We start from the raw sequence: 23,569 nt of genomic DNA, 5'->3' as shown, positions 1-23,569 counted from the left end.
TATTGTCTCCCCCTATGTTGCGGCCGTAAGGCCGGCTTCTTCTTCACTGCACATCAAGGCTGCGATCAGCGCCTTCGCTTTATTATGGCATTCGCGGTATTCCCTGTATGGATCGGAATCGATCACAATGCCGGCTCCCGCCTGGATATAGCCAATGCCATCCTGAACGGCCAAGGTCCGTATAATAATGTTCAGCTCCATATCGCCGTTATAGTCGATCCAGCCCATCGAGCCGGTGTAAGGCCCGCGGGTAACCGGTTCGAGCTCTTCAATAATCTCCATCGTCCTGATCTTCGGCGCTCCGGTAATCGTGCCGCCCGGAAAAGCGGCGGCGATCACGTCATAAGCCTGTTTCCCCTCGGCCAACCTTCCCTCAACCTGCGAGACAAGGTGCATGACATGGGAGTAGCGCTCGACGTCATCAGCTCGGGCACATGCACCGTGCCGTATGCGGCGATCCGTCCAATATCATTCCGTTCGAGATCAACCAGCATAATATGTTCGGCACGCTCTTTTTCCGTCTGCAGGAGCTCCGCTTCCATGGCGGCGTCCTCCTCCGGTCCGGAGCCCCGGCGGCGCGTACCGGCAATCGGCCTTGCGGATACCCGGTCTCCGTCAAGCTTAATGAGCAGCTCCGGGGAGCCGCTCGCCAGCGAGAAACCTGGAGAGGCGATGTAACCCATATAAGGCGAAGGGTTAAGCAGCCGCAGCCATTCGTATACATCGGCGGGATGGGAATGAAGCTTCATATGCCGCCGGAGCGACAAATTGACCTGAAACACGTCTCCTTGGCGAATATATTCCTGAATAGACCGGACGGCGCCCTCGAAATCTTCCTGCGAAAAATCGCTCTGCAGCCGATCCCAGCCCTCTACATGCGGGCTGAGCAACAACTCCGCTTTCTTTTTCCTGGCCGATAATTCCCGGGACTCATCTGCGTCTTGACCGCCAAACAGAGCGTTCCATCGGGCCATCATGCCTTTCGCCCTTGCTTCGGTTTCTCGAAACAGTTCTTCCAATCGTTCCGGAGTGTCGGACTTCCGAGCGGCCGAACCGGTAGCTTCCGCCCCTGCCCCGGACCTCGTCTTGGCAGGTGCAGGAATTGCCTTATCCACGTTGCCATGCGGCTCCCATGGTACATAAATGGAGCAGTATACCGCCTGCTCCGCATGATCATATATCCAGATTTCCTCCATACGCATCCACAGGTAATCGGGAAACCCGGCGTCATCACGTGCCAGAGTCGGCAGCTCTTCGAGCGAACGGATTACATCATAACCAAGAAAACCGGCGCAACCACCGCGAAAATCCGGCCAATCCGGTATCCGGGGCGAACGGAAACCATTCATCCAATCCTCAAGGAGCCGAAGCGGCCTGCCGTTCAACTTCTGCGTTCGCCCGGTACCAAGATCCGTTACGCTCCCCTCATACCCTTTCCCGGTTAATACCGATACCGGCTCCAATCCAAGGTAAGTGTATCTTCCGCTCTTGCCGCTCTCCAATACGAAGGCGTACGGAGAAGCCGTCTGCCATGCTTTTTTCCAGGTAGTCGGAAGCCCCTCCCTCGATCCCCGAAACTTCACCAGATAGGGCAGCATGGACCAGCCTTCATCCACCCACTTCAGCCACTCGGCCAGCTCCGTTGTTCTCTCCATGCCTGTCCTCCTTTGTCACCGTAAGCCTGTCTGTTGCCTGTCAGTATACTGCATCCGGTCCCGCTTGAAAACCCCGAAATGTAAGCCGCTTATAATCCGTATACCTATAAAATGTCCCATCCCGCGAAAATTACCAAAGGCATAAGAAAAACGTCTATCGACGTACTTTCTCTGAAGGCAGACCGCATTTAGCGGAAGTTTTTCTTGCGAGATAAGGGAAGCAAACCTTTGGGGGTTATACTTTCTTATCTCTAAGAGAAAAACGTCTATCGACGTACTTTCTCTGAAGACAGACCGCATTTAGCGGATAACTTACGGATACCCAAAAATTCCATCCGATCTAAAAAGCCCTCAATGCTTGGTAACATTGAGGGCTGCATAATAAACCAGGGAACTGGAAGATGATATAAGATCAGGCTTCAAAATTGTACAACGGCGTGCTCAGGTAACGCTCCCCGTTGCTCGGGATGATGGCAACCACGCGTTTGCCTTTGCCCAGTTCCTTGGCTACCTTCAGCGCCGCGTGAACCGCTGCTCCCGAGGAAATGCCTGCGAGAATGCCTTCCTCTTTGGCTACAAGGCGGGCCGTTTCAAACGCATCGTCATTCTCTACATGGATGATTTCATCGTAAATTTCCCGGTTCAAAATTTCCGGGATAAAGTTTGCTCCGATCCCTTGAATTTTATGCGGTCCCGGCTTGCCTCCCGCCAAAATAGGAGAAGCCGCCGGCTCTACCGCATAAATCTTCACCTCGGGGAATGCTTCTTTCAGCACTTCCCCGGCGCCGGTAATCGTGCCCCCTGTACCGATCCCTGCAACAAAAGCGTCAAGCGTTCCTCCAACGGACCGAATGGCTTCCACGATTTCGGGACCGGTCGTCTCACGGTGGATTTTCACGTTAGCCTTATTCTTGAACTGCTCTGCCATAAAATAATCCGGGTTATCCCGCAGCAGTTCCTCCGCTTTCTTGACGGCACCGTTCATGCCTTCCGCTCCGGGGGTTAGCACCAGCTCCGCCCCGTAGGCACGCAGCAGGTTGCGGCGTTCCAAGCTCATGGTTTCCGGCATCACGATGACGGCTTTATAGCCTTTAGCCGCGGCTACCATGGCCAAGCCTATCCCCGTATTGCCGCTTGTCGCTTCGACAATCGTATCGCCGGGCTTTAACCGGCCTTCCTTCTCCGCCTCTTCCACGATACTGACGGCAATCCGGTCCTTAACGCTGGAACCGGGATTTTGATATTCCAACTTCAGGAAAATATCCGCACTGTCTTCGGGAACGATCCGATTCAGACGGACAAGCGGTGTTTCTCCGATTAACTCTGTTACGTTGTTTACTACCTTAGCCATAATGAAGCCCTCCCTGATATATAGATGATGTTTACAATCCGGTATTCTGGGATGCAAGAGTTTTGCGCCGGGTCTTGCCCTGTTTATCAACAGGGCTCTTTTATTTATGTCAGTTTAATATCCGAGTAAATCGCTAGGTTTTTAATTACATTCATCTTATCAAGCTTCAATCTCCGTGTCAATAACAAGTACACTCTTTCCATTTGGGAGCAGGATTATTTTTTTTAACGACGTAAAAACAGGCCTTTGCAGCCGGGGAATCATTCCGCCGCAAAGACCTGTTTTATTTGAAAAGCATTCTATTTTGCAAAAAGCACCTTTGTCCTTCGAAAAAGGAACACGGCGTCATCCTTACTTGTGATCCAGAGGTTTTCCGGGGATTCCGGCCACCATGCGGGCGGCATACTTGTCCCTCAGCCGGCTTTCGAGCTCCGACAACGATGCCGCCTGCTCCAGAGCAAGCTGCTTTCGAACCGCCTCGCGGACCAACTGCTCATCCAATGTCTCCGGAACGATAATATCATGAACATATACGACGGCATATCCGTCCTCCAGCCGAATCGGCCCGGCAATGTCCCCCTTGCTCAGGGTTCTTGCCGTTTCCATCAGGGCAGCCGGCTGAAAAGGATCATCCTCCTCCACCAACCCGATCCGGCCTCCGTAGTCCCTTGTATATTCATCGATCGACACCTCTTCGGCAAGGGCTGCAAAGTCCTCGCCGTTCTCCAAACGGTCCATAACCTCTTCCGCTTCGCTCTCGGAAGCAACCTTGATGAACGAAAGGTCCAGCTGCTTTTGGGGACGGAATTGATCCGGATGCTCGTTCAGATAGCTGTCGATTTCAGCCTCGTCAATTCGAATGTCGGCTGTGGCTATTTTTTCAAGGGTGAGCCTGTACTCGGTTTCAGCTCTCAGCATATCCTCGGTAAGACCCAGCTGTTCCTGCATCTCTTGCAAAAACCGTTCCTTCGAGCCATAACCTTGTCCGATCCGATCCAATTCGCGTTCAACCTCTTCCGGGCTGACCTTTATCCCGGCCGCTTGGGCCTCCAGCTCCACGACCTGACGGTTCATCATCGTCATCAGCACTTCGCTGCCGTACCTCTTCTTCAGCTCGTTCGTCCACTCTTCTTCGGTAATCGCCCTGTCCTGCACGGATGCGACTGCCAGGGAATCTACTTCAGGTTCTTTCTTCGCATCCTGAAAAAGAACCCCGGAGAACAGCATCCAGCTCCCCATAAACAGGACAACTGCTGTCAAGACAATGACGGTTACCCACAGTCCCTTCTCTTGTCTCGTCATTACGGCTGCTCATTCCCAATACTTAATTTTTGGCCCGCTCTAACACGGCTCTTAACTGCTCTTCATCATAATGGTACACTTCGTTGCAAAAATGACAGGTAACCTCCGCCTGATGGTCCTCGTTGATCATCTGTTCCAGCTCTTCCTGTCCCATGCTGATCAGCGCGCCCTCCACACGCTCATGGGAGCAGTCACAGTGGAAACGGATTTCGGTCTCTTCCAAAATCGTTACATCGGGCAGCAGACGGCGCAAAATATCCTCCAATTCCAATCCTTCTTCCAAAAGGGTCGTTATCGGTGGAATTTCGCTGATTGCCTTTTCGAGTTCGCTAATCTCGTCATCGGATACCCCCGGCAGCAGCTGGATGATAAATCCGCCGGCGTTCGCCACGCTGTAGTCGGGAGATACCAGAACGCCAAGGCTGACGGCTGAATTGGTCTGTTCGGACACGGCAAAATAGTACGTAAAGTCCTCGGCTAGCTCGCCGGAAATAATCGGTACGCTTCCCCGGTACGGCTCTTTCAGTCCAAGGTCTTTAATGACATGGATATAGCCTGTCGTGCCGACGGCAGCGGCTACATTCATTTTGCCCGGGCGGATGTTTGTCGTTTCCACATGCGGATTATTGACATACCCCCGAACCTCTCCGTGCCCATTCGCCTCGGCGGCAATGAGTCCGATCGGACCGTCGCCGCGCACTTGAATGCTCAGGCGCTCTTCCCCTTTCAGCATCGCGCCCATCATGGCAGCAGCAGAGACCGTACGTCCCAAAGCGGCTGTTACGACGGGAAAAGTGTCATGTCTGCGCCGCAGCTCCTCGATCAGGTTCGTCGAATGTACGGCAAAAGCACGAACTTTGCCCCCCATCGCCGTTCCCCGGAGGATGCGGTCCTTGTGGTTATCCATCTTACAGCCTCCTTGTCTATCTCGTTGTTGTGAGTTGAGGAAGTTGTTGTCCTCCTATTGTATATAACTCTTCTCGCGGTCCGTTTGTTTCACCATCCGGACATTTTTTTTGCCATCGGATTCCATTAATTGCGCTCGTAAATAATTCTCAGGCCTTCCAGCGTAAGAAGCGGATCGATTTTATCAATGGAATCGGATTCGCTTGCGATCAACTCGGCTAATCCGCCGGTAGCGATAACTTTAACATTGTCCGTTCCCATCTCGGCTTTTATACGTTTGACGAGTCCGTCCACCTGTCCGGCATAACCGAAAATGATTCCCGCCTGCATGGCATGAACCGTATTGCGTCCAATCACCTTTTTCGGCTTCTCAAGCTCGACCCGCGGCAGCTTGGATGCGCGCTGAACCAGCGCCTCAGTCGCAATGCCGATTCCCGGAACGATCGCTCCCCCGAGGTAGTTGCCGAGATGGTCGATGCAGTCAAATGTCGTCGCCGTACCGAAATCCACCACGATCAGCGGACCTCCGTACTGCTCGACGGCAGCAACCGCGTTAACGATGCGGTCCGCACCGACTTCCCTCGGATTTTCGTATCGCAGGTTAAGGCCGGTCTTGATGCCAGGGCCCACGATCAGAGGGGACCGCTTGATATACTTGTGACACATTTCCTCAACCACTCCCACGAGCGGCGGAACAACGGAAGAGACGATGACCCCTTCAATCTCGCTTACCAATATATCGGACATTTGAAACAAATTATGAATCAGTACCCCATACTCATCTACCGTGGATTGCCGGGAGGTGCTGATCCGGAAATGGTGAAGAAGCTCTTTGCCTTTGTACATTCCCAACACGATGTTGGTATTTCCGACGTCTACGACGAGAATCATGAAGCTCCGCCTCCTTTCTTGGCGTTTAAATCCAGGCTGATATCCAGGCTGTTAAAAGAATACGTCAACCGTCCTACCGAAATTACGTCCACTCCCGTGGCCGCGATCGTACGGACGGTATCAAGGGTCACATTTCCGGAGGCTTCGGTCGTGACATGAGGGGACTTCGCTTTGATCCCGCGCACCGCCTCCGCCATAAGGTCCGGTTCCATGTTGTCGAGCATAATGATGTCGGCGCCCGCAGCGAGTGCCTCTTCCACCTGCGCAAGGCTTTCGGTTTCCACTTCGATTTTCATCGTATGCGGGATGCTGCTCCGGGAGCGGCTCACGGCCTCGGTAATCCCGCCGGCGCCTTTAATATGATTATCCTTAATCATCACCGCGTCATAAAGCCCGAAACGGTGGTTTGCTCCCCCGCCGACGCGAACCGCGTATTTTTCGAGCATCCGGTGTCCCGGCGTGGTTTTCCGGGTATCCACAAGCCTTGTCGGCAGTCCTTCCAGCGCATCCACGAAAGCCCGCGTCTTGGTGGCAATGCCGGAGAGCCGCTGCAGGAGATTTAAAGCCAAGCGTTCGCCGGTCAGAATCCGATGCGTGCTGCCCTCAACCTCCGCCAATATTTCCCCCTTCTCTACACGCTGCCCGTCCCGGACCAGCGCTTTAAAGGAGAGGGCGGGATCCACCAACGTAAATACGAGCTCTGCCGCCGGCATGCCGGCAACGACCCCTGCCTCTTTCGCATGAATGACCGCCTTGGATTCATGTCCTTGCGGGATCGTCGTCGCGGTCGTAATATCCCCGGAGCCGACATCCTCACGCAACCATTGCCGGATGCTCTCCGCCAGGCTTTCATTATATCCGTTAAACATCATCACTGATTTCCTCCATCATTCCTTGATCGCGGACGTGAACGATATGTTTGCGCCATCTTTCATCATCCCGCAGCGGGAAGTCTTCCCGGTAGTGTGCTCCCCGGTCTTTCCTCCCTGTACAGGCTCCATTAATGACAAGCAGCGAGCTTGTAAGCATATTGGCGAATTCGTACTCCTCACGTTTGGTTAGAACCGAGTGAAAGAGCGGAAGCTGACGGTTCAGCTCTTCGGCCGCCCTCAGCAGCATCTCGCGGCTCCGCCGCAGACCTGCATACCGCACCATCACCTTTTGCAGCTTAAGCCGCCGCTCGACAATCGGCTGTGACGAGACTTCCTTCCGGTCCAGGCTGAAAGCATCCGGCGCCGCCTTCGTGGCGCTTTTCGCAAGCTCCCGGATGCGCATGGCAATCCGCCGTCCATACACAACCGCCTCTGACAAAGAATTGCTCGCCAGCCGGTTCGCGCCATGGACACCGGTTGAAGACACTTCTCCGCAGGCAAACAGGCGGGAAATGCTGCTCTCGCCATGAAGATCCGTTTTCACGCCTCCCATCATATAGTGTGCAGCGGGAGATACCGGAATCCAGTCGGACGTTAAATCGAGCCCGTATCGCATGCATGTTTCATATATGGTCGGAAAACGGTGCTTCACCATTTCCGGCGACTCGTGGGTAATATCCAGATACACAAACGTGGAGCGGGTCTCTTCCATCTCGCTCACAATGGCCCGAGCCACGATATCCCGGGGTGCCAACTCCAGCAGCTCGTGGTAGCGGTGCATGAACCGCTCGCCTTTAATATTCCGCAAATAGGCCCCTTCTCCCCGAACGGCCTCCGAGATCAAAAACCGCGGAGCCCCCGGGTAGCTGAGCGCCGTCGGATGAAACTGGATAAATTCCATGTCCCTGATTTCAGCCCCCGCGCGATAGGCCATGGCAATCCCGTCCGCGGTGGCGACCTCGGGATTCGTTGTATACCGATACAGCTGTCCCGCCCCTCCGGAACATAACACGGTCGCCTGCCCGCGCACAAATACGCGGCCGCCGTCAGGCATCTGCACGAGGGCACCCAAGCATTCCTGATCCCGGGTGATCAGGTCGATGACAAAATGATCATCCCATACTTCCACCTGCGGATGCAATTCCAGTCGCATCGACAGGGCACGGACGATTTCATGACCGGTCGCGTCCCCATTCGCATGCAATATTCGCCGGTGGCTGTGGGCTCCTTCCTTGGTTAAAGCGAGAACCCCATTCTCCTCATCGAACGCGGTGCCGAGCCGGATCAGCTCCTGAACCCCCTCGGGGCCTTCATGAACCAGAACATCCACCGCTGCCGAGGAACACAGTCCGGCACCTGCAAGCAGCGTATCCTGCCGATGGTAGAGAGGGGAATCATCCTCTGCTGTGACAGCCGCAATGCCGCCCTGCGCGTAACGCGTATTGCTCTCCAACAGCGTTTTTTTCGTAATCAAAAGAACCCGACGGTCGCAACTCATATCGATCGCTGTATACAATCCTGCAATTCCCGACCCGATCACAATGACGTCCGTTTCCACCACCGGCAAATCCTGCAGCTTAAAATCGATCAAATACTGAGGTATCACGATGACTCACCTGTCTTTTAGCGAAGAGTAGCGCATGCTACTTAACTTGTAACATGCGCTCTAAGGAGGTTCTGGCTTTTTCGGCGACGACCGGCGGCACATAAATTTGCGGTTTCATCGTCTCCAGGCATTTGACCAGTTTTTTAAGATTATTCACTTTCATATTCGGACACACAAGAAACTTGGTTGCAAAGTGGAACGTTTTATCCGGACTGTCCAGTCGAAGCTGGTAACCGGTCCCGTCCTCCGTGCCGACAATGAATTCCTTGGCGGATGATTGCTTGCAATATTCCAGGATGGCAGTCGTGCTGCCGACAAAATCGCCCATGGCCACAACCTCGGGACGGCACTCCGGATGAACGACGAACTCGGCGTTAGGATGTTTCGCTTTCATCTCCATCACATCTTTGACGGTCAGCATGTCATGCGTGTTGCAGTAGCCTTCCCAGATGATCATTTTCTTATCGGTATGCTGCTGAACATAGTGACCCAGGTTTTTGTCCGGTACCCAAATGATTTCATCGGAGTCGACGGATTGAATGACCTTGACAGCATTTGAAGATGTGCAGCAAATATCGGTTTCCGCTTTGATGTCCGCAGAAGAGTTGATGTAGGTGACCACCTTGGCGTTCGGATGCTGTGCTTTCAGCTTGCGCAATCCGTCGACGTTAACCATGTCCGCCATCGGACAGCCCGCCCGCTCATCCGGGATCAGAACCGTTTTGCCCGGAGCCAAGATTTTCGCGCTCTCCCCCATGAAATGCACTCCGCAAAAGACAATCACATCCGCATCCGTCTGAGCAGCCTTCTGGGCCAACAAAAACGAGTCTCCCCGAAAGTCGGCAACCTCTTGAATTTCATCCCGCTGATAATAATGAGCCAAAATAATGGCATTGCGTTCCTTCTTCAACTCCATCAAACGTTCGCGCAATTTACGATTTTGTTCCGCTTTACGCTCCAGCGCCAAAGCTTCCACGAGCGACCCTCTCCCCTTATATATTGCAGTCCCGAAAAGACCGCGGTTAACAGTTCCACAGGCACACCCTGTCTCCTTGTGAAAGGAAGCACCTGTTGTTTACCACTTAATGTACACAAGGTTACCATGACTGTCAATGTGACAAGAAGCACAAAAAGAACCGGAAAACGAATTATTGTTCTCCGGTTCTTTGTTTTTATTCGCTTATAGCGGTAATTTGCACTGATTTTTAAGTTTATCGTTGTCCCCTAAGAAGACAATCCATCACTCAAGATAATCCGCTGCCGTTGTCCGAGCCCCCTGGAGGAAGCTTGCCGTCCGGATCCTTGGTCTCAGCATCCTGACGATCCATCGGATTGTTTGGAATTTCCCCCGGTGCGCTTGGGCGTTCGTCTTCGTCTTTGCCCTGAATGCGTACGCGGACATCCCCGATGTTATCAATCACCGGCTCGCCGTTTTCGGAAGGTCCTTGACCGCTTTCTCCAGCCCCCCCCGTCAACAGAACCGGTCTCGATCAGTTGCTTGATCTGCTCCAGCTCGAGCGTTTCTTTTTCGAGAAGGGTATTCGCAATCAGATGAACTTCTTTGGAATGTTCGGTCAACAGCTGTTTACACTTCTCGTAACATTCGCCGATGAAACGCTGCATTTCCTGGTCGATTTCATAAGCGATCTGATCGCTGTAGTTTTGCTCGTGTCCGATGTCGCGGCCCAGGAACACCTGTCCTTGGGATGTGCCAAACTGCATCGGTCCGAGTCTTTCACTCATGCCGTATTCCACGATCATGCTGCGGATAATGCCTGTAGCCTGCTGGAAGTCGCTGTACGCCCCGGTTCCGATTTCACCGATAAACAGCTCTTCCGCAACCCGTCCGCCAAGCAAGCCGGTTACGCGATCCAGAAGCTCCTGCTTGGTCACAAGCATGCGGTCTTCCTTAGGAAGCATGATGACATATCCGCCCGCGCGTCCACGCGGAATGATCGTAACCTTGTGTACCATATCGGCATGTTCGAGGAAGTAGCCAACGATGGTATGACCTGCTTCATGGTAAGCGACAATCCGCTTTTCACGATCGCTGATCACGCGGCTGCGTTTCTCCGTGCCGACGATGACGCGGTCGATGGCTTCGTCCACCTCTTGCATGGAAATGTCTTTCCGGTTGCGGCGTGCCGCAAGGAGAGCCGCTTCGTTCAGAAGGTTCTCCAGATCCGCGCCCGTAAATCCGGTAGTCCGCTTGGCGATAACGTCAAGCTTAACGTCCGTCGTCAGCGGCTTGTTGCGCGCGTGTACTTTCAGCACCGCTTCGCGTCCCTTCACGTCCGGACGGTCAACCGTAATCTGGCGGTCAAAACGTCCCGGACGAAGCAGGGCAGGGTCAAGAATATCCGGGCGGTTTGTGGCAGCCACGATAATAATGCCTTCGTTGGCTCCGAATCCGTCCATTTCAACGAGCAACTGGTTCAGCGTTTGTTCGCGCTCATCATGCCCGCCGCCGAGTCCGGCGCCGCGCTGACGGCCGACAGCATCGATCTCGTCAATGAAAATAATACATGGAGCATTCTTCTTCGCATTTTCAAACAGGTCCCGTACGCGGGAAGCACCGACACCGACAAACATTTCAACGAAATCGGAACCCGAGATGCTGAAGAACGGTACACCCGCTTCGCCTGCAACCGCACGCGCAAGGAGGGTTTTGCCGGTACCCGGAGGTCCCACAAGCAGCACGCCTTTAGGAATGCGGGCTCCAACCGTATTGAACTTCCGCGGGTCCTTCAGGAAGTCGACGACCTCGACAAGCTCCTGCTTCTCTTCGTCGGCTCCGGCCACGTCCTCAAACGTAACCTTCTTCTTCTCTTCATTATATAACCGGGCACGGCTCTTGCCGAAGTTCATGACTTTGCCGCCGCCGCCCTGTGCCTGATTAAACAGGAAGAAGAACAGGATAAACATAATCACGAGCGGTATAAAGGACGTCAACAGCGTCAGCCAGATGCTCTGGCCTTCCATTTTCTTGACGTTGAAAGCGATGCCGTTCTTCTCGCTCGCCTGAACGAGTTCATCTATCGCCGCATCCGTTGCCGGGATATAGGTCGAGAAGTTCTCAGACTGATCCTCTCTCGTGGTCTTGTTATATTTACCGGTCACAAGGTATGCGTAACCGTCAAATTGAGCCGTGATTTCTTTAATGTTGTTGGCCTTGATTTCCTGCCGCAGCTGATCATACCTAGGGGTATCGGCTACTTCGTTGCCATTGGTAACGAATTGTACGATGCCCACCACGACTAAAAATAGAATTAAATAAAAACCAGAATTCCGGATGAACCGATTCATCCCCTACCTCCTCTCAAAGACACATAAGATATTTTACCACAGCCTGTCTGACTATCTCAACAAAACGGGATAGGGCAGGGATCGGCGATCCGGCGCGGTATTAATTACTGTAAATTTCCGGTTTCAAAATCCCGATGTAGGGGAGGTTCCGGTAATGCTCGGCGTAATCCAGGCCGTAACCTACAACGAATGCGTCGGGAAGGACGAAGCCCGTATAATCCGCCTGCAGGTCGACCGTCCGACGGGCCGGCTTGTCAAACAGCGTAACCACCGATACCGACTTCGCCTTACGGTTTTCAAGCAGATCGATCAGATAGCTCAGCGTCAGGCCGCTGTCGATGATGTCTTCGACAATCAGGACGTCCCGGCCTTCAACCGACTGATCGAGGTCCTTGATGATTTTTACCACGCCGGATGATTTCGTGGAGGCGCCGTAGCTTGACACCGCCATAAAGTCCAGCTCCATAGGCACCGTAATGTTCTTAACCAAATCAGCCATAAAAATAAACGCACCCTTGAGCACACAAATCACCAAAGGATCGCGTCCTTCATATTCTGCGCTGAGTTTTTGCCCCAATTCCTTGATTTTAGCCTGTATTTCTTCTTCGCTGATGAGTACTTCCTGAATGTCATTCTGCAACTTGAGCGAACCTCCTACGTGTTTATACTATGAAAGCGCAAAACGGGGGATGCCCATTTTACGCTTTCTCCGCATCCACGAGCCTCATGCGGAGAATGTTGGTTGTATGCCGCCCAACAACGGCGTGAACAGAGCGTCTTACACCCGGAATCCAAATGATGCTTCCAGAACCATCGCATATCATCGGGATGAATGAACGGACAGACGGCGGAATTTTCTCATCGATGAAAATATCTTTAACCTTTTTGCTGCCGTTTAATCCCATGATCTTCATCCGGTCCCCAGGCTGTCTGCAGCGAACGGTTAAAGGAAAAACGAGACGGTCCGCGTCAAAGGACGCTTCGCCGGGAGGCAGCTTCTCGCCGCCCCTCGCCTCTTTCCCATCCATCCGCTCCAGTTTCAAAACTTTTCCGATTTCCGTCAAAACCAGGTCGGGTTCATCCGGGGAATGCAGGCGATATATGTAGTTCTCCTGTCCCCCAGGAGACTGAGATAAAAAGCTTACCTGGCCGTATTCGCATACACAGGTTAAGCCTCCTCCTAAATCCAGGCTCCAATTCCTCCGGTCTTCTCGCGTTATACCACGACGCACCAATTCAATCTTGGTAAAATCGGCGATCTCCGGGTCTGACGACAGATAATTTAATATTAGTTTAATCAAACGTCGTTGTAAAGCGACATGTAAGCCCAAAAAGGAAGGCGCGTCAAAAGCGAGCCTTCCATCGATCTCGCGGACAAGGGAGCGATAAACGTCCTCTGCCGCAAGCTCCATGTAATCATCTTCCACACCGGCCACTTCAGCCAATTGATTAAGCGAGCTGGAAATCCGCCCATTGTATTTTTCCAAAAAAGGAAGCACCTCGAGCCGAATGGCATTTCGGTGGTACTTGGTCTGCAAATTGCTGGAGTCGACCGCATAAGGATAGCCGCGTCCATCGCATAAACGGATCAAGTCCGTCTTGTTAATACGAAGAAACGGGCGGATCAGTTTCATGTTTTTATAGAATCTTTTGATTTTCATGCCTGCAAGCCCCGATGGGCCGCTCCCCCGCAAAAGCCGCATCAAAACCGTCTCGGCTTGGTCGTCCGCATGATGGGCCAAGGCAATGGAGGACGCTCCGTATTTTTCCGCCGTTGCAAACAGAAATTCGTAACGTTTATCCCTTGCTGCTTCCTGCTTGCCTTTTCCGCTTTCCTCCATATAAGCCGGAACGTCGATAAGTGCCGTCTCCACAGGAACTCCCAGACTTGCCGCAAGCCCCCGTACCATCTCCGCCTCATCGTCCGATTCCCGGCGGAAGCCGTGATGGACATGCGCGCAAACCAGCTTAAGCGGTACGGACTTCATTGAAATCGCATGGAGAACATGCAGAAGCGCGACCGAATCCGGACCGCCGGATACGGCGACAATGATAATGTCTCCCGGGGACCAGAGCCCGTGTTCTTCGGCTGTATCTTCAACATGTGTGACTAACGATTTCAGATAATCCTGTTCCAAAGTCCTCTTCCCCTTTATAGTGCCGGGCTTCTTGATGGTTATTGCCCGCTGCGAACAAGCATAAACGACTCCGCGTCCTTGTCGATAGCTTCGATGAAAAAAAAAGCTCTGCTTCGCCGCAATAAAACTATGTTGTCAAAAATAAGTATACCGCAGCTCCCAAAACAACAATCGACAGGACGAAGGAACGTTTCAGCCACCGAGGCGTCTTTTCCCGTCCCTTGGCCCGGGGCGGAGCATAGACGGTATGCTTCCAAACGTTCAGCGCTTCCCGTGAGTTTGCGAATCCGCCCGCAAGGGCTTTGCTCAGCCAGCCTGAGTAAGGTTTTAGCTGCGGGTTCTTTCGCAGTACAGTCTGCAAATCGGCAACGCTGCGAATTTGGGGCAGCTGTGCCGATGCCGCCCTCAAAGACTGCTCGTCCAGCAGCTGTATGCACATCACGGCAAACGAGAACAAGTCATACGCCTCATCGCCGGTTCGGCTGCCGGCATTCCAATAGCCGCGGTCGTACCATTCCGTAAACTGTTTTACGCTGCGTCCGATGGCGCTGACTCCGCCGTAATCGATCAGCTCCACGCGGCCATAGGCCGATACCATTACATTTTCCGGCTTCAAATCGCCAAAAACGTAACCGGATCCGTGCAGAGCCACGAGCCGCTCCAAAAGCTTCAATCCCACGAGCCCAAGCCACTCCCTGCCGCGGGCCCGGATAAATCGCTGAAGCTGGGTTCCCTCCACGTAACGCATGACGTAAAACGGAACATCCCCGCTCCCGTCCTGATGATCATCCGCCTCGACCAGATAATGATCCGGCATCTGCTCCTTAAGCGTGCTCAGTACATTGATTTCCGATTGAAGATCCAACGCATCAAACCCGATTTTCAAGGCATAACGCTCCGAACGTCCAGGGCGCTGCACCAGATAGACCCTGCCGTTCGCCCCTTTGCCTAACATCCGCTCCACGATGTATCGGCCTTTCCGCCACTTCCCCGTGATCACGGTTCCCGGCGGATAACCGGGATCAGACAACGTAGTCACCGAGCATCCCTTCCTCTTGGCCGGAAGATCCCTGCCATGATTGATTACCTTCTAGTGTACCATATCGGTAATAATCAATCACCTTTAGCAGTGCCGGCCCCGTCGGTGTCGCTCCTCTCATCTGAAGGCGGCCGAACAATCCCCTCGCGCCGTCAAGATCTTCCGTCCAGTCCACATCCTTCACAATGTCTTCCCCGCTGCCGCGTCCCGGAAAGTGAAATACCGACAATCGGCTTTCGCCTGTGCGCGCTTTTAAGCTTAACATCAGATCACGGATCGCTTCCTCCACGGCCCCCAGCTTGGGCTTCATGCTCGCGCTGGCATCGATCAAGAGAGCCACCTGCAGCGAAGAGGTCTCCGCAAGCTCGTCCACGACCTCCACGACCTGGGCCCGTTTATCGGGGGGAAGCTCCTCCAGCGTACCGCCGCCCAGGATGTGCTGGATTTCCTTGTTCACCGCCTGCTGTATCGTTTGTACCACCGTTTTCCGGGTCATCATCTGCATCGTCCGGGCCAGCTGCGGCGTGCCGACAATCTGATGCAGCCCCCCGCCGGCTTTCGCGATTTCCTGAATTTCAAATCCGCCCAGCTCGCCAATCGTTCCGTAGTCTAGCACGCCTACCACGTTAACGGTAATCCCTTCCTGCCGCGCATGGGCCGCAGCCATAACCGGACTGGGCCCAACGTTGGAGCATCCGTCCGTAATGAGCAGTATCTGTCTCATATCCCGTTACCTCCCGTTACTCTTCATAACTATCGTCTATGTCCCTAGTATTCCCTTTTTTTAGAGAGTTCAAACGATAAATGAAAGAATAGGCCGGAAGTTTAAGAGGTATTCAAGTAGAATCGGCTTTGAAATCGCTCCACTCAAAATAATGAATGAGATTCGGTGCACCGGCATTCCCGGGCTATCGTAAAAGCTAAATCCTCCTTCCAAGATTATATTGGACATTTCTTGCTTCCCTTGTTAACTGACGGTACGAGGCCGTTCCATTCTTGCAAAACCCGGTACATGCACATTCGCCCACTCGGGATGGAAGTGATCCACGCGCCCGACCACGACCGTCATGTCATCATGAATTTGATTTTGCTGATACCGGATGACCTTCTCCAGCAAGCAGTCCGCAATTTCCTGCGGATCCGTGCTATCCACCTCTTGAATGATCCGTTTCATCCAAAGCTCTTTATTAACCGCATACCCGGGGGCATCGTAAATTCCGTCCGTCATCATAATAAGCACATCGCCGGCTTGAAGCTGAAGGGAGACGAAATCCACTTCGATATCCTGAATAATGCCGATCGGCAGATTGCTGGCGGTTACCGGAATCACTTCATTCCCCCGCTTTATAAAACTCGGCGTAGAACCGATCTTCATGAATGTCGTTTGGGCCGTATATTGATCGATCAGGGCCATATCCACCGTGGCATAGACTTCATCCGGCGAACGCAGCATCAGGATCGAATTGACCGATTTGATCGCCAGCTTCTCATCCATTCCCGACTGCAGCAGCTGCTCCAAAATACTGAGCGCCGAGCTGCTCTCAAGCCTCGCCCGTTCCCCGTTGCCCATTCCGTCGCTTAAAGCGACCGCAAACGTTCCGTTTCCGAGCTCGACCGTGCTGAAGCTGTCTCCCGACAGCAAATCCCCTCCCTTGGCTGCCGCCGCCACTCCTGTCGTGATCTCAAACGTCTTCGCGGACCCAAACCTCACGGTGGCCAAACCGTCACGGGGATGGGTCATCGTTTCCTCCACGACGGCGATATGCTCGCCTATAATATCCGAAAGCATCGGAGCGATAATTTTCCGGCATTCGTCATACCCCCGCGTATACGCATGGATGATTTCGATTTCCACGTGTCCGGAATCCAGACTGATAATATCGATCCCTTGCACCGATAAACCGAGCTGCTGCAGCGCTTCCCGGATTTGCTCCTCCTGAATGTGCATGGTCTGGCTTTCCCTCTTGATCTCCCGGGCTAGATCCTCCATGACCTGGGAAACGCCGGACAGCTGCTCGGCCACGAGATGCCGGCTGTCGAATATCTGGCGCTTCCACTGCATATCATGTTGGTAAAGGTGATATTGCTGCTTGAGCACCTCAAGCACTTCCCCTTTTTTGGCGCATATTTTATCCCATTCCGGAGGCAGGTCCTTCACTTCCATCTCCGGATTTGCTTCGATAGAAGTCATCATATCCGTCATATATTTATAAGTTTGATAAAATTTTGCATCCCAGCAATGGTTCCGCTTGAAGCAGGCAACGCAGGTCCCTTCTGCAACCGCATCCATAAAATGATTCATCTCCTCCGCCTGTTTGCCCGGCGGCTGCATCGTACCCGTTGCCTGGCCAAAGCTTTGCGACAGCTGGCGGAACACCCGCGAGAACTGCGTCACCCTGTCTGCCGTCAGATCACGGACCCGTTTGGCGTATTCATGCTGCGACTTGGCATGGTCCTGGGTGCCCGGGACATATTTGCCGATCATTTGCATAACGCCTTTAGGGGTGATCAGGAACAATCCGATCGCCACGCAGGTTTCCCAGGTGGAAACGATAACTTCATTCGGACGGTTGAAATAAACGGAAAGAATCGTCGCGCCCAGCAGCATGCCGAGCGAAACTCCGGCTTTCTTCCCTTCGCGGAGCATTCCCGCCAGCATGCCGGAGAAGGCTAGCAGGCTCATCTGGGCAAAGGCCGAAATGTCGGCCAAACTTAGGATGAGACCAGTCACAACGCCGACGGAAGCTCCGAGGGGAGCGCCTCCTACAAGCGCAAACAGCAAAATCAGGTATCGTGACAACACATGCTCCACGGACAGCGATTGCACCGTCCAGCCTACCGCACCGGTCATGACGGAGGCCAGCAAAATGATCAGGCAGAGAATCTCCTCGTTTTTCAACGCATAATTTTTCTTGCGAAACGTAAACACCGGAATGGCTTGAATGAATACGAGGGTTAAAACAAAGCTGAGCACCGCATCCAGCGTCAGCATCATCATGGAGTACCAGGACATGGACGGTCCGACCAACAGGCCGAACAGTTTGACCACAAAGGTGGAAACAAACACCATCATCGGCGCGTAGGAGATTTCAGCCCGTTCATACGTTTCAAGCCCCCGGAGGATGAAATAAAAAAATGATGAGCTCCGCCGGAATCATGAGCGCGTTGGGATAGGGCGCAAACAGGCTTCCCGCCATCACCGCAATTCCAACCTGAACCATGTAATCCCTCCGCATAAATGCAATGACCGCAAAGAACGCGGCCGCAAATGGCGAAAGTTCTTCCAGGATCGTTGCCCGTCCAAGCAAAAAGCCCATAAAGGTCAGCAGAATCATCCATTTCTTCGCGGCCAGCAGTTCGATGGGACGCTTCACAAAAGACAATTGCCCGAAACGTTCCGCCAAGCGGGCACGTATCGCTCCCGCTCCTCCCTTTCGCCGACCCTGTCCCCGGAAACATAACCAAATTCCTCTTTTCCATCACCTGGCACCCCATTCTTCACGAATTTATTTGTAGGTCCCATTATAAAAGCGCGGATTGAGAAAGTTTGTCAGAACACCGGACAAGCCCAAAAGAAATTTCCGACAAAAAAGCCTTGCCTTGCGAAACCTCGGGAAAAGGCCCTTTATCCCTTGATCCATTCCCATTTCCATGGTTTAAATAACCACTTTTTGGATAATCGTTTTCCCGAATCCACGCGACGGCATTTTCTTGAAATGCCGTTTCGCCGACGGAAATCTCGTAGGAACCTGTCGCACCTTTGTATCAACTGACAAAAAAACCGCAGAAGGCAATTTCCCTCTGCGGTTGCTTTATATTTTATCGAATTACATCCGTTTGGCGCCGCGTCCTCCGCGTTTGCCCTCCGTATTCTTCTTCAGCGAAGAAATTCGTTCTTCACTATCTTTTAGGAAGCGTGACATTTTATCCTCAAATGAAGGCTTGCTGGCCGCAGGCTTAAACGGGCGTCCGCCGCGTTCACGGTTAAATCCTCCGCCGCCTCCTCCGAATCGGTCTCCGCCGCCACTGCGTTCCGGTCTTGGTCCGCGGGGTGGACGACTTTCGGAAGCCGGCTTGTCGACGGCCTGCTTGATCGAAAGACCGATCTTGCCGTCCTTGTCGACATTAATCACCTTCACGGTAACGACATCGTTGATCTTCAAGTGATCGTTGACATCCTTAACGTAGTTGTCGGCGATCTCCGAGATGTGAACGAGACCCGTGACACCTCCTGACAGATCCACAAATGCTCCAAAATGCGTTATGCCTGTCACCTTGCCCTCTAACTTGGTGCCCACTTCAATTGCCATAGAATAAAATGATCCTCCCTTAAAAATATACAGTCACGCAAGTAGAAACGCCTTTTTGAAAAGGACGATAGGCGCTTCTGCGAGAAATATAAGGCAAGTACAAGAATCTTATACCTTCTTATATTTTTTATAAAAACGCGCTGTGGTGATTTGATTATACCCAATGACCCAAAAGAGGTCAACAGACGTATGTCATGGCTTTTCCGCCATTATTTGCCCGGATCCTGAGGCTGGATAATGGGAATCTCGTTCGGCGGATAGAGCCCGAATTTTTTACGGGCGATCTGGCCGATATATTCCGGATCCTGCAAGCGCTCTACTTCTTCGTTTAATTTGTTCCAGGAATCCTGTGAGGTTTTCTGCTCGATGCGTTTTTCTGCCAGCGTTTCGCCGCGGTTCTGGATTTGGACATGCTGGGACCACAGGGTTGAACCTGCCCAGACCAAAAATAGCGACATCACGGCCATATACATTCTTCTGCGCCGCAATGTGCCCTTGTTCTTCGCTGTCTTTATGGGAGCCTGCTTCGGTTGTTCAGCAAATCTGCCCATGACCCATTCCTCCTAAAACCAGCGTTTCCACGCCTTTATAACCTTATCGCTCCAGCGCCGAGCCCAAGCGGGCATCCTCATCCTGGAAATTATCGGCGAAAGCATCCACTTGAGAAGTCTCCAAAACGGCCTTAAGCATTGAAGCACGAAACGCAGCAGGAACATGACCATTTTCCATAACAGCTTGGCCATCCCTTTGAGCAGCTTCAGGATGCCTTTGACCGGATTCCACACCAATACGCGAAACAAAGTCGTCAAAATGGACAGCAATCCTTTTGCCGCCTGAACTAACATTACCACAAAACGCCTGGTTATGACACTCCATAATAAAAAATAGATCCAAACCCCCAAAAACAGCCCTACAAACACGTAAAATCGCAGCTGCCCGTAGTTGGTGACATACAGCATGCGAAAGACGAACAGCGCTGCGGCGATCCAGTACATCAGGTCGAGGGCATGCTGAGACCATCTCGGGAAGCGGAGCTGGCCCGCCAGCACCCGGTAGCTGTCATAGGCCAGTCCCATCGCCGCTCCGGAGCACAGCATCCAGAACAGCGTAATCCATTGCATCTGCGGATTCATTTAAACAGCTTGCCGAGGAGGCTTTTATTTTTAACCTGGTGTCCGGGATTCAGATAGATGAGGGAGTGAACAAGTCCTTCGATGGACAGGATCCCCTCTTCCAGGCTCAGATTTTTAATATGTAAATTTTGCCCCCGGATGGTCAGATGCCCGAGCTCGGTCTGCAGCAGAAACTCTTCGCTATCGAAGCTTTCCACGTTTTGCACGCCGGTAATATCCAGCAGCTTGCGATTTTGCATCCGCAGGTCATGAAACTTGCCCTTCCCTTGGTCGATCATGGCATGTACCCCTCCTTTTAACAATAGCTTATGGGGCCAAACACCTCTTTAGAACCGTACCGGGGATCTCCCATCAAGTATTCCGTCGCGCTATGTATGGGACGATGGCGCTTCTCTCACGAATATATTTAGGCAGGCATAACCGAAACCGTATGCTTCATTTTTTGATGCACAAAAAAAGCACCCTCCCACTGCAGGGAGAGTGCTTCTTTAACGGATCAACTTACCAATCCAATCCGTTATCTTTGACAATCGGTTCTTCCTTAACCAAGGCATAGAGGCTTGCCGCCTCATCCTTGCGGGTCGTCTCGGCAAGACGCTCGACGCGGACTGTGACCAGCTTCTGGCCGAATTGGACCGTGATCTCGTCGCCCACCTTGACCGTGCTGCTCGGCTTGGCCTCGCGGCCGTTGATCAGCACCCGCCCTTGGTCCGATACATCCTTCGCTACGGTACGCCGCTTGATTAACCTTGATACTTTAAGGAATTTATCGACGCGCATTATTTTACGGCTTCTTTAAGTTTGTTGCCCGCTTTGAATGCAGGAACGTTGGACTCGGGGATTTCGATGGTGTTGCCGGTTTGCGGGTTGCGGCCCGTGCGGCCTGCACGCTTGCGGGTTTCGAATGTACCGAAGCCGATCAGTTGCACTTTGTCGCCGCTAGCGAGAGCGTCCGTGATTTCGCCAAGGAAACCGTTCAAAACGTTTTCCACGTCTTTTTTTAGTCAATCCGCTTTTGCTGGAAATGTTGTTGATCAGATCTGTTTTGTTCATGAATTAAATCCTCCCAATGTTCGAAAAAGTAAAAGATTGCGGTATAGCGACAGGAAAAATCCAAAATAAGCCGCAGTTCACCTTAATGGATATTCTGGATTCCTTGCGGAATTCCTGCCGCGTCACCCTATTTTTTTTATTATTTCGGCAAAAAAGTGTCCTTTTTTTTAGCGGCTTTCGCTCTCATCCGATAGAGCGTGGCTTTTGGCCGACTGCCACAGCTCTTCCATTTCCTCCAAGGAGCTGTCTTGGACCCGCTTTCCCCGGGCGGCAAGCTGCTCCTCAATGTATCGGAACCGCTCGATGAATTTGCGGTTGGTCCGGGAGAGCGCCTCTTCGGGATCAGCCTGGATAAACCGGGCGGCATTGCTGGCGGCGAAGAGCAAATCGCCCAGCTCCAAAGCCTGTTTCTCCGGCGCTTGGCCTTCAGCCACGGCCTCGCGCAGCTCGGCGAGTTCTTCCTTTATTTTGTCGAACACCCCTTGGATGTCGTCCCAATCGAAGCCGACCTTGGATGCTTTCTTCTGCAGCTTGTACGCCTTCATCAGCGCAGGCAGGTCGCGCGGGATGCCGTCCAGGGCGGATGCTTTCTCCGGATCGGCCCCTTTTCGGCGTTTCTCCTCCGCTTTCATCTGCTCCCAGTTCTGCAGCGCGGCTTCCGCATCCTTCGCGGAATTTTCCCCGAACACGTGCGGATGGCGGAAGATCAGCTTGTCATTCAGCCCTTGAACTACGTCATAGACCGTAAAGGTACCCGCCTCTTCTTCCATCTGCGAATGAAGCATGATTTGAAGCAGCAGGTCTCCAAGTTCCTCCTGCATATGCTCGGGATCATCCTCGTCGATCGTTTCGAGGACCTCGTACGTTTCCTCGATCAGATTTTTGCGGATGGACTCGTGGGTCTGCTCGCGGTCCCAAGGACAGCCCTCGGGACTCCGGAGAATGCCGACGATTTCATGCAGGCGGGCGAAACTCCGCCGCCGAAGCTGCTCGTCATCGCTCCGGGGAACGTAAATCAGCGACAAATTACCGTAGCCCTGGATCCGGTCCAACTCATAAAGCGGCACGCGGACAATGGACTCCTCGCCTTCCACGCCGAGGGCATGTCCCACGACGACCTCGTATTCGGCCGGATAAATCTCCATCAGCGCCAGCTTGACCTCCGAGGCGGTGAACATGTCGTACACCTGCCCAATCAGCGTATGCAGCTGCGGCTGGATCAGATGGCTTGAAAGCCCGGCCGAATCGAGTAGCTGAAAGCCTTCGATCGGATCGAATCCCAGGCGGACGAAGGCTTCGTCGAGGAAGCTCTCCCCGCCAAGCACCGTCAGCGATACCTCCCGCTCCGGACAGCGCTCCCGAAGCAGCCGGACGGTGGCTTCCGCAACCATCGGGTGTCCCGGAACAGCATAGACGATTTCTCCGTCCGATGCCGACCGGGCCGACTCGATCAAAGCGGAAGCGATATGGTCATACACTTCCGGGAAGGTGTCATGGCTCTCATAGACATGATCGAATGATTCCATGACCATTCCCTGCTCTTGAAGCGCCGTTATGACCGGGTGGGACAAGGTGCGCACATACACCTTGGTTGCGCGCTGCAGTGTCTTCATAATGCCCAGGGTCAGCCGGTCGGGATTTCCCGAGCCGAGGCCGACAACTGTGATGGCTGCACTCATATGCTTCCTCCGCTCTTCGTCCGCCCGTACAGGCGGTGTTGTCGTACATACTATATCACAGTCGGCGCGACATCTCACGCGGACAGGTTTTCCGCCCGGGCTGGAGATAACGGCGTCCGGGAATCTTCGATTGCAGCATTGGGGCTAAAAGGCCTCCCGTCAGCAAGCCGCAGGTCAGCGCAGCAGACGCAGCGCCCGCAGCAGCGCGGCCAACGGCCTGCCGACCTTCGGCAGCAGGAGAAGCTCCTCCTCCGTGAGGAGCTTCGTGAGCGCGCGCCCGCCAGGAAGGCGCCGCTTCCCGCCGCCACGCCGGCCAGGCTGGCGGCGG

General features: G+C 53.3%; 17 protein-coding genes and 4 pseudogenes. All 21 read right to left on the bottom strand.

Going from position 1 to position 23,569, the window contains the following annotated elements:
- Window positions 1–12 precede the first annotated feature (12 nt).
- A pseudogene (locus XI25_RS02600) lies at window positions 13–1,655 on the bottom strand (anthranilate synthase component I family protein).
- A 412-nt stretch (window positions 1,656–2,067) separates the two neighbouring features.
- Window positions 2,068–3,006 carry a cysteine synthase A gene (gene cysK / locus XI25_RS02595; RefSeq protein WP_046677240.1) on the bottom strand — a complete coding sequence of 313 codons (939 nt, stop codon included), beginning with the start codon at window positions 3,004–3,006 and terminating at the stop codon, window positions 2,068–2,070.
- Window positions 3,007–3,357: 351 nt separating this feature from the next.
- Entirely contained in the window at window positions 3,358–4,308 is a 951-nt protein-coding gene (locus XI25_RS02590) for a peptidyl-prolyl cis-trans isomerase (RefSeq protein WP_046677239.1), read from the bottom strand.
- A gap of 22 nt (window positions 4,309–4,330) precedes the next feature.
- On the bottom strand, window positions 4,331–5,215 hold the full coding sequence (hslO, locus tag XI25_RS02585; protein WP_046677238.1) for an Hsp33 family molecular chaperone HslO: 885 nt from the start codon (window positions 5,213–5,215) through the stop codon (window positions 4,331–4,333).
- Between the two features lie 125 nt (window positions 5,216–5,340).
- On the bottom strand, window positions 5,341–6,105 hold the full coding sequence (locus tag XI25_RS02580; RefSeq protein ID WP_046677237.1) for a type III pantothenate kinase: 765 nt from the start codon (window positions 6,103–6,105) through the stop codon (window positions 5,341–5,343).
- Window positions 6,102–6,977, bottom strand: coding sequence for a carboxylating nicotinate-nucleotide diphosphorylase (gene nadC, locus XI25_RS02575; protein WP_046677236.1), 876 nt, complete (start codon window positions 6,975–6,977; stop codon window positions 6,102–6,104). The genes XI25_RS02580 and nadC overlap by 4 nt, the downstream gene beginning before the upstream one ends.
- On the bottom strand, window positions 6,967–8,583 hold the full coding sequence (gene nadB / locus XI25_RS02570; RefSeq protein ID WP_046677235.1) for an L-aspartate oxidase: 1,617 nt from the start codon (window positions 8,581–8,583) through the stop codon (window positions 6,967–6,969). The genes nadC and nadB overlap by 11 nt, the downstream gene beginning before the upstream one ends.
- 37 nt (window positions 8,584–8,620) lie before the next feature.
- Window positions 8,621–9,559: a quinolinate synthase NadA gene (gene nadA, locus XI25_RS02565; protein WP_046677234.1), complete on the bottom strand. Its 939-nt coding sequence runs from the start codon at window positions 9,557–9,559 to the stop codon at window positions 8,621–8,623.
- Between the two features lie 268 nt (window positions 9,560–9,827).
- Window positions 9,828–11,889, bottom strand: a pseudogene (gene ftsH, locus XI25_RS02560) (ATP-dependent zinc metalloprotease FtsH).
- A gap of 100 nt (window positions 11,890–11,989) precedes the next feature.
- The gene (gene hpt, locus XI25_RS02555) at window positions 11,990–12,529 is read right to left on the bottom strand and encodes a hypoxanthine phosphoribosyltransferase (RefSeq protein WP_046677233.1); all 540 of its coding nucleotides are present in this window, start codon (window positions 12,527–12,529) and stop codon (window positions 11,990–11,992) included.
- A 58-nt stretch (window positions 12,530–12,587) separates the two neighbouring features.
- On the bottom strand, window positions 12,588–14,027 hold the full coding sequence (gene tilS, locus XI25_RS02550) for a tRNA lysidine(34) synthetase TilS (protein ID WP_046677232.1): 1,440 nt from the start codon (window positions 14,025–14,027) through the stop codon (window positions 12,588–12,590).
- A gap of 127 nt (window positions 14,028–14,154) precedes the next feature.
- Window positions 14,155–15,066 (bottom strand): serine/threonine protein kinase, encoded by a 912-nt coding sequence (locus XI25_RS02545; RefSeq protein WP_046677231.1) that lies wholly within the window; start codon window positions 15,064–15,066, stop codon window positions 14,155–14,157.
- On the bottom strand, window positions 15,050–15,790 hold the full coding sequence (locus XI25_RS02540; RefSeq protein ID WP_046677230.1) for a vWA domain-containing protein: 741 nt from the start codon (window positions 15,788–15,790) through the stop codon (window positions 15,050–15,052). Before XI25_RS02540 ends, XI25_RS02545 begins: the two co-directional genes overlap by 17 nt.
- Before the next feature lie 243 nt (window positions 15,791–16,033).
- Window positions 16,034–18,546, bottom strand: a pseudogene (gene spoIIE, locus XI25_RS02535) (stage II sporulation protein E).
- A gap of 347 nt (window positions 18,547–18,893) precedes the next feature.
- A complete protein-coding gene (locus tag XI25_RS02530; protein ID WP_046677229.1) occupies window positions 18,894–19,376 on the bottom strand; it encodes a S1 domain-containing RNA-binding protein in 483 nt (160 codons plus the stop codon).
- 209 nt (window positions 19,377–19,585) lie between these two features.
- On the bottom strand, window positions 19,586–19,927 hold the full coding sequence (locus tag XI25_RS02525; RefSeq protein WP_046677228.1) for an FtsB family cell division protein: 342 nt from the start codon (window positions 19,925–19,927) through the stop codon (window positions 19,586–19,588).
- A 12-nt stretch (window positions 19,928–19,939) separates the two neighbouring features.
- Window positions 19,940–20,509 carry a spore cortex biosynthesis protein YabQ gene (yabQ, locus tag XI25_RS02520; protein WP_046677227.1) on the bottom strand — a complete coding sequence of 190 codons (570 nt, stop codon included), beginning with the start codon at window positions 20,507–20,509 and terminating at the stop codon, window positions 19,940–19,942.
- Complete coding sequence (yabP, locus tag XI25_RS02515) at window positions 20,506–20,787, bottom strand: sporulation protein YabP (protein WP_046677226.1); 282 nt, start codon at window positions 20,785–20,787, stop codon at window positions 20,506–20,508. Before yabP ends, yabQ begins: the two co-directional genes overlap by 4 nt.
- A 223-nt stretch (window positions 20,788–21,010) precedes the next feature.
- Window positions 21,011–21,289 carry an RNA-binding S4 domain-containing protein gene (locus tag XI25_RS02510; protein WP_046677225.1) on the bottom strand — a complete coding sequence of 93 codons (279 nt, stop codon included), beginning with the start codon at window positions 21,287–21,289 and terminating at the stop codon, window positions 21,011–21,013.
- Window positions 21,289–21,562 (bottom strand): annotated as a pseudogene (locus tag XI25_RS02505) (HU family DNA-binding protein). Before XI25_RS02505 ends, XI25_RS02510 begins: the two are co-directional and overlap by 1 nt.
- 167 nt (window positions 21,563–21,729) lie before the next feature.
- A complete protein-coding gene (gene mazG, locus XI25_RS02500) occupies window positions 21,730–23,241 on the bottom strand; it encodes a nucleoside triphosphate pyrophosphohydrolase (RefSeq protein ID WP_046677224.1) in 1,512 nt (503 codons plus the stop codon).
- Window positions 23,242–23,569 lie beyond the last annotated feature (328 nt).

Origin of the sequence: Paenibacillus sp. DMB20 (assembly GCF_000987955.1) — a bacterium.
Classification (GTDB): Bacteria; Bacillota; Bacilli; order Paenibacillales; family Paenibacillaceae; genus Paenibacillus_AQ.
This window is presented reverse-complemented; position numbering and strand designations above follow the sequence as displayed.